Annotated in this window: 5 protein-coding genes; 4 read left to right on the plus strand and 1 reads right to left on the minus strand. The window is 72.8% G+C overall.

The genetic code is table 11. The features are described from left to right. Nucleotides 1-1,257: BTAD domain-containing putative transcriptional regulator (locus FNH05_RS39825; RefSeq protein ID WP_144592608.1), on the plus strand; the 1,257-nt coding region annotated here is incomplete at its 5' end. A gap of 263 nt (nucleotides 1,258-1,520) precedes the next feature. Here the strand turns inward: FNH05_RS39825 and FNH05_RS32140 are convergent. Then, nucleotides 1,521-1,778 (minus strand): three-helix bundle dimerization domain-containing protein, encoded by a 258-nt coding sequence (locus tag FNH05_RS32140; RefSeq protein WP_144592609.1) that lies wholly within the window; start codon nucleotides 1,776-1,778, stop codon nucleotides 1,521-1,523. A 280-nt stretch (nucleotides 1,779-2,058) separates the two neighbouring features. Between FNH05_RS32140 and FNH05_RS32145 the strand changes: the two genes are divergently transcribed. The 3 genes from FNH05_RS32145 to FNH05_RS32155 all read left to right on the plus strand — a co-directional run. Continuing rightward, nucleotides 2,059-2,868: a ribosome hibernation promotion factor gene (locus FNH05_RS32145; protein WP_186382844.1), complete on the plus strand. Its 810-nt coding sequence runs from the start codon at nucleotides 2,059-2,061 to the stop codon at nucleotides 2,866-2,868. Then, on the plus strand, nucleotides 2,865-3,527 hold the full coding sequence (locus FNH05_RS32150; RefSeq protein ID WP_144592610.1) for a protein-L-isoaspartate(D-aspartate) O-methyltransferase: 663 nt from the start codon (nucleotides 2,865-2,867) through the stop codon (nucleotides 3,525-3,527). The genes FNH05_RS32145 and FNH05_RS32150 overlap by 4 nt, the downstream gene beginning before the upstream one ends. Nucleotides 3,528-3,647: 120 nt before the next feature. Next, nucleotides 3,648-4,934 (plus strand): alkaline phosphatase family protein (locus tag FNH05_RS32155; RefSeq protein WP_281287654.1); only part of this gene is annotated, 1,287 nt, incomplete at its 3' end.

A 4,934-nucleotide genomic window follows, 5' to 3' on the forward strand; every position in this document is an offset into this window, starting at 1 on the left:
GGCGCGGCGGGGTACGTGCTGAAGGATTCCTCGGCGGAGGACCTGATCCGCGCGGTGCGGGTGGTCGCCACGGGCGGCGCGTGGCTGGACGCCTCGGTGACCGCGCGCGTGCTCACGGCCTACCGCCGTTCGGTGGACGACCGGCGCAGCGGCCCGCCGCCCGGGGTGCTCACCCCGCGCGAGTTCGACGTGCTGCGCGCGATCGGCCGCGGCCTGAGCAACGCGGAGATCGCGACCGCGCTGGTCATCTCCGAGATGACGGTGAAGACCCACGTCGGGCGGATCTTCGCCAAGCTCGGCCTGCGGGACCGGGCCGCCGCCATCGTCTACGCCTTCGACCACGGGGTGGTGACCCCCGGCGAGGGGCAGGACCTGCTCGTCCACCGCGGGGAGCCCGAACCGCCGGTGCCGACCCCGGTCCCGGCATCGGCACCGGCACCGCCGTGGCGGGCCGCGGTGACCGCACCGGGGGCGCGGCTGTACCTCTCGGTGCTGGGCCCGCCGGCCGCGTGGCGCGACGGCAGGCCGCTGGACCTGGGCCCGGTGCGCCAGCAGGCGCTGCTGGCCGCCCTGCTCCTGCACCCGGGGGTGACCGTGAGCAAGCGGGAACTGCTCGACGGGATTTGGGAGTTCGACGCCCCGGCCGGGAACGTGGTGCCGGTGTACGTGTACCGGCTGCGCCAGTGCCTGCGGACGGCGGGCGGCGAACCGGCGCTGATCACCCGCGACCGCGGCGGTTACCGGTTCGCGGGCGACGGCGTCGAGGTGGACGCGGTGCGGCTGGAGGAGTTCGCGGCGCAGGCCAGGGCGGCCGAACGGGAGGGGGACCTGGCGGCCGCGGTCGAGGCGCGGTCACGGGCGCTGGAGCTGTTCCGGGGCGAGCCGCTGGCCGGGTTGCCGGGCCCGTTCGCGGCGAGCCAGCGGGCGCGGCTGGCCGAACGGAGGATGTCGCTGTGGCTGGAGAAACTGGACGGGCAGCTGCGGCTCGGCAGGCACTCCGACGCGGTGGGCCCGCTGTCCGCGCTGAGCGAGGCGAACCCGCACAGTGAGCCGGTCGCCGCGCTGCTGATGCGCGCGTTCTACGCGGGCGGGCGGCAGGCCGACGCGCTCGCGGTGTACGGCCGCATCCGGGACGAACTGGTCACCGAGCTCGGCGTGGAACCCGGGCAGGAGCTGCGGCGCGTCCACCAGGCGGTGCTGCGGGACGACGCGGTGACCCTCGGCCTCGCCCCTTCGTGGGGTACCGCCGGGCGGTGAAATCCCGATGAAAGGGTGATGACAGCGCGCCGGGGAGGTGCCTCCGATGGGGTGGATCTTCCCGGCCCGGTATGCCTGGCGAGCTGGGAAAGCGCTTCACCGCGTTCACTCCGCAGAAGGAGGCGGGCCGGTTTTCCCCGGGCCGACGGCGGGGACGGCGGTTAGTCTCTCGCTGATCTCCTTTCCAGTCGCCGCACCCGGCGGAGCAAGCACCCGCGGCCCGGGCACCGATCGTGCCCGGGCCGCGGCTTTCCCACCTTCCCTCACCGCCTTCGGGGGTCGGACAGGTGGGTGCGGACGGCGCGCTCGACGAGGATCGGCACGAAGGTCTGCACCCGGGCACCGGCGAAGCGGGCGCGTTCGGCGGCGACGAGTTCGTGCACCTTCTCGGCGGGCAGTCGCAGTTCACGGACCAGACGCCGCTCCACGGCGTGGAACTGGGCGTCCAGCGGGTGGGTGCCGGTGCGGCCGGGGGCGGTGTGCGTCTGGGTGTCCGTTTCGGTGTCCGTTTCGATGTCCACGGCCTGCCTGCCCTCGGGAAGATCGCTCCGGTCACCGCCAGCGTGCGCGCGGTGCCGCGGCCGTGGACAGGGCACAACGTCCCCGGCCCCTGCCGGCACGGGAAAAGGGGCACGAGGTCCTGGACAGGGCGGGGCTTTGGTCCGCCCCCTTCCCGGGACCCGGACCTACTGGTGACGAAAGGCCCCAAGCTGCCGCCTCGGGTCCTTCGGCCCTGTCCCGGCCGCCCCGGGCGTCCTAGGAATCCTTAGTGAGAGGGCAGGCCGAAGGAGGAGGCAGCACGTGACTTCACCCCAGTCCGGCCCGGCCAGCGGGATCCGGGTAGCCACGGACGGGAACGTCCCCGCGAGGGCGGCCGATTACGCCCGCGAGAAGGTGGGGGCGGTGATCCACCTGGCGCACCGCCCGGTCCTGTCCGCGCGGGTCCGGCTCAGCCGCCACGGCGATCCCGCCCGCCCGCGGCCGGTGGTGGCGCAGGCCAACCTCGACGTCAACGGCAGGCTGGTCCGGGCCCAGGCCGACGGTGAAAGCGCCCGGGAAGCCATCGACCGGCTCGAAGCGCGCTTGCGGCACCGGCTGGAACGCGCCGCCGGGAACTGGGAGGCCCGCCGCGGCGGGGTCCCTTCCACCGCGCCCCACGAATGGCGCCACCAGTCGGAACCGGCCCACCGGCCGCGGTGGTTCCCCCGCCCGGCAGGGGAGCGGGAGATCGTGCGGCACAAGGCGTTCGCGCTCCGCGTCTGCTCCCTCGACGAGGCGGCGGACGACATGGACCTGCTCGACTACGACTTCCACCTGTTCACCGAAGCAGGCACCGGCCGGGACAGCGTCCTGTACCGCGCGGGGCCGACGGGCTACCGGCTGGCGCAAGCGACCTCGCCGCGGGCCGGTGAGCTCGAGGTCTTCCAGCTGCCGGTGACCATCAGCGAGCAGCCGGCGCCCGTGCTGACCACCGAGGACGCGGTCTCCCGCCTCGATCTGCTCGGCCTGCCGTTCCTGTTCTTCCAGGACGCCGAGCGGGGCCGGGGCGCCGTGCTCTACCACCGCTACGACGGCCACTACGGGCTCCTCAGCCCGGCAGACTCGCCGTGAGCAGCCGGGCGAAACCGTCCGAAAAGGACCTTCTGCGGGTGGTGCTCGCCCACGGCGGCTGCGACCCGCGCGTGGCCGCCGCGCTGCGCCGCACCCCCCGTGCGGGGTTCGTGCCCGCGGACCGCGTCGCGGACGCCTACCGGGACGAACCCCTGCCGATCGGCCACGGCCAGGTGACCACCCAGCCCTCGCTGTCGGCCACCATGATCACCGGCCTGGCGCTGGACGGCACCGAACACGTGCTCGAAGTCGGTACCGGCCTGGGCTTCCAGACCGCCCTGCTGGCCCGGCTCGCCCGCGACGTGGTCAGCGTCGAACTCTGGGCCGACCTGAGCGAGCAGGCCCGGCGGAATCTGGACCGGCTGGGCATCGGCAACGTCGAACTGTTCGTCGGCGACGGCAGCGAGGGCGTCGGAGAGCGGGCTCCCTTCGATGCCGTTCTCGTGTCCGCGGCCTTCCCGGAAGTGCCCGCCCCGCTGATCGGGCAACTGAAACCCGGTGGGCGCCTGGTGCAACCCATCGGACCCGGCGGCCGGGAAGAGGTCGTGCTCTTCCGCCGCGTCGCCGACGGGCTCGAGCGCTGCCGGACGCTGATCCTGGCCCACTTCGTGCGGCTGTACGGCCGCCACGGATTCGGCCGTCCCGCCGAGGACCGCTGATCCGCCTCCGCCCGGTGGCGCGCTGTTCACCACCGCCTCGTCCGCCGTTCGTGGACACCCGGTGCCGTCTTCGCTTCACTGACCCGGACACGTTCGGTGATCAAGGGAGTGGAGGCCGTGGTGGGCGGAGTGGCTCGGCGGACGTTTCTGGCGGGTACCGGCGCGGTCGCGCTGACCGGCGCGGCCGCACTGACCGGGGCGGCGCCGGTCGCGACGGCGGCGGGCGGCACGATCGCCGACGTCCGGCACATCGTGGTCCTGATGCAGGAGAACCGCAGCTTCGACCACTATTTCGGGACGCTGAAAGGGGTACGGGGATTCGCCGACCGCAGCACCATCCTGCTCGGCGGCGGGTATTCCGTGTTCAACCAGCCCAACGGGCTGGGCCGCCAGTACCCGTTCCCGCTGCGCGGTTCCGGCAGCAACGCGGAAACGCTCGCGCAGTGCCAGGGCGACATCGCGCACGCCTGGTCGGACCAGCACGCCGCGTGGAACAACGGCAAGATGGACAACTGGATGGCGGCCAAGAACTACAAGATCGGCTGCCTTGGCTACCTGGACCGGACCGACCTGCCGTTCCACTACGCGCTGGCCGACGCCTACACCATCTGCGACGCCTACCACAGCTCGGGGCTGACCGCGACGGGCCCGAACCGCACCTTCCTGTGGAGCGGGATGATCGACGCGGACGGGGCGTACGGAAAACCGGCCTCCGACGGGGGATCGGAGTCGGGGCTGACCTGGCAGACCTATGCCGAGGCGCTGCAGAACGCGGGCATCAGCTGGCGCGTCTACCAGAACGCGGGTGACAACTTCGGCGACAACGGGCTGGCCTACTTCCAGCAGTTCGCCAACGCCCAGCCCGGATCTCCCTTGTACGACAACGGGATGTCCAGCGTCCCCGCGACGACGGGCAGCACGCCGGGAGACATCCTGGCCGCGATCAGGGCCGACGTGGTGGCCGGGACGCTGCCGCAGGTGTCGTGGGTGGTGACCGACCAGATCACCAGCGAGCACCCGATCGGCCCGCCGGTCAACGGCGAGCGTTTCGTCAACGGCCTGCTGCAGGCCCTCGCCGCCGACCCCGGCACGCTCGACAGCACCGTCGTGTTCCTCAACTACGACGAAAACGACGGCTTCTTCGACCACGTCCCGCCGCCTTCGCCCGCGGCGGGCACCGCCGGTGAGTTCGTCAGCGGCACCCCGGTCGGGCTCGGCTTCCGGGTGCCGATGATCGTGGTCTCGCCGTGGACGCGCGGGGGCTGGGTCGATTCGGAGGTCTTCGACCACACTTCGGTCATCCGGTTCATCGAAACCTGGTCGCACGCGATCGGGAAGCCCGCCGACTGCCGGTTCATCAGCGCCTGGCGCCGTGCCGTGTGCGGCGACCTCACCTCCGCCTTCGAC

Source organism: Amycolatopsis rhizosphaerae, assembly GCF_007713715.1.
GTDB classification, from domain to species: domain Bacteria; phylum Actinomycetota; class Actinomycetes; order Mycobacteriales; family Pseudonocardiaceae; genus Amycolatopsis_E; species Amycolatopsis_E rhizosphaerae.